A 2,337-nucleotide genomic window follows, 5' to 3' on the forward strand; every position below is an offset into this window, starting at 1 on the left:
CATTTCCACTATGTGGAAAAAAGAGGGGCCAATATTGTTTTTCTATGTATTAACCATGAAAACGAGGAATCTGACACCCAAAGGAAGCGTTTATCAGTTATTCCGAAAGGATAGGAAAATTGAAAATGTCGGAGTTTCAAAAGCAAGATGCGGGCTTTAGCTGTTTATCCTAATTATGAATAGTTTTCAAAGAACTCCTTTGGAAGTGTAGTAAAACTATTTATTTAATTGGAAAAGGTGAGATGTAATGAGTCATTTACTATGGGGATCATGGAATATCCGCCTGATAAAGAGGGATATGTAAATCGTGAGAAAGCAATCAACCCTTTTTTGAGTTAATGCTGTTGCTCCTACGATGGTTAATACGTACGATACCTGATTGGAGAAAAGAGGAGTATTTAAGTCACCAACTCATCAATACGCCTGTCCTGCCTGAAGATGTGGCTGATACTGTTGTCTTCTTATTATCAGGTAGAGCCAAGCATTATACAGACGCAACATTCGATATTAATAATGGAGGATATCTAAGATAGATCTGCTTCTTGTTGAACAATACGTACGTTTGTTGAGATCGGGGTTGCTGCGGCAATCCTTTTTCTTATGGCACTAACGTGGCAGGTTAGTTGAAGATAAAAATGCTGTAATTTAGATAATAGTAGAGCTTAGAGGGGTACCACCAGCAAAACGCGGATTTACAACGTTAAGGATATCTCCGTATTAAAAATCCCAATTTCAGTGATATAAATGAGAATTGGGATTTATTTATTCAAAAAATCACTAAGCCCGATAATTATGGAATAATTTTTGTATCTGTTTCTAATTTTTTTTAAACTATTTTCGTTCCATCTCACGAATCATTAAAATTTATATTGCATTTCTGATTTTCTTAATAATCAAAAAAGAAGGGGCTGTCTCAAAAATCTTGAAAAATGATTTTGGGACAGCCTATTTTTTGCTCCCAAATATTAATTTACTTGACACTAAAAGAAATAAAATGCATAGTATAAATCGTAAGTAGTAAGTGATATGTAATAAGTGATAAGTAATAAGTAATAAACGGTAAGTTACATTATAGAATTGGACTAAAACTAATGAGAGGTGTTTTTTATGAAAGATATGGAAATTTCGCAAAAATATTTAATATTAGCACTAAATGATAAAGGTAGTGTTGCTGCTATTGGTAGTATGAGGATTCGTGCTTTTATGGTTGCAAGTGGCATTTTAGAACTTGTAGCAGAAGATATTGTTTCGTTTTCGGAGAATCAAGTGACAGTAAAACAAGATTTACCAAGTAATAAAGGGTATTTGGGTTCAATCTATAATATGATTTCCGAAGATAATTCAATATCCCTGAAAAAATTAGCAAGGGGAATTGTTACTAAACGAAATTTATTCAAGGCATTATTTAACTCAGTCGGTGATTCTTTAGTTGAATTGGATTTGGTCTCCAAAACAAATACTGGCTTATTAGGACATTCCAATCATTTTATACCCAGTGAAGGTGCTAAAAAACTAATTGTAGAGCAAATTCGTGCAGAATTATTAGAAGAGGGACCAGTTTCAACCGATACAGTTGTTCTTTCAAGTTTGTTAATAGGCAGTCGTATTTTGAAGAACTATTTCAGTAAATTCGAGGAAAAAGACCTTAACGACAAATTATCTATACTTCGCAATGATACGGCTAACAAAGAAATTTTTGCAATGGTTGATGCTTTATCACACACAATTACTACAATCATTGCTTCTGCTTCTGCAGGTTCATAAGGGGGGATTTAAGTGTCAAGGAGACGTTCATTAGAAGATATTTTGAAATCTGAGTATATATCTATCGGTGAACTGGCTCGAATAACTGATTTGAGATACAGTACATTAAAATATTATACCGAAGCTAATTTAATTCCATTTGAACAATTAGATGAAAACTTAACACGTCGTTACCCTCGAGAAGCAGCAGTGGAAAGAGTTGAGACTATTAAAAGCTTAAAGAAATCTGGTTTATCCATTGCGGAGATTAGAGATAAAATAGCGAAACAAAGTTAACAAAATATAACTTTTAGAGTATCGATTTGATCAAAAAAGGGTCGTTGAACAACCAATAATAGTAATAAGTACCGGTTACACCCTTACCGTGGTGAAAACCGGTTATTTTTTACACAAATCTTCTTAGCGCTGTAAATTCGCGTTTTGCTGGTGGTACCCTTAATGAACTAACGGGTGCGTTAGCTGAAAATCAAAGCTGTCATTAAGGCAGCTTTTTCGTGCGCCCGGCATGGGTGCAATCTATAGGGTGCGAGTCCCGAACCATGAAGGCAGTAGTAATGGTTAGCTTAATGCAAG

Annotated in this window: 2 protein-coding genes and 1 pseudogene; all 3 read left to right on the forward strand. The window is 34.5% G+C overall.

Annotated features, from left to right (window positions below; translation table 11 throughout):
* Window positions 1-334 precede the first annotated feature (334 nt).
* Window positions 335-533 (forward strand): annotated as a pseudogene (locus ACFWE9_RS26660) (3-ketoacyl-ACP reductase); the annotation flags it as partial.
* A 574-nt stretch (window positions 534-1,107) separates the two neighbouring features.
* On the forward strand, window positions 1,108-1,764 hold the full coding sequence (locus ACFWE9_RS26665; protein WP_377359645.1) for a GPP34 family phosphoprotein: 657 nt from the start codon (window positions 1,108-1,110) through the stop codon (window positions 1,762-1,764).
* A gap of 12 nt (window positions 1,765-1,776) precedes the next feature.
* Window positions 1,777-2,040, forward strand: coding sequence for a MerR family transcriptional regulator (locus ACFWE9_RS26670; RefSeq protein ID WP_089363280.1), 264 nt, complete (start codon window positions 1,777-1,779; stop codon window positions 2,038-2,040).
* The last annotated feature ends 297 nt before the right edge of the window (window positions 2,041-2,337 follow it).

This window comes from Peribacillus sp. NPDC060253 (genome assembly GCF_042727425.1).
Taxonomy (GTDB): Bacteria; Bacillota; Bacilli; order Bacillales; family DSM-1321; genus Peribacillus.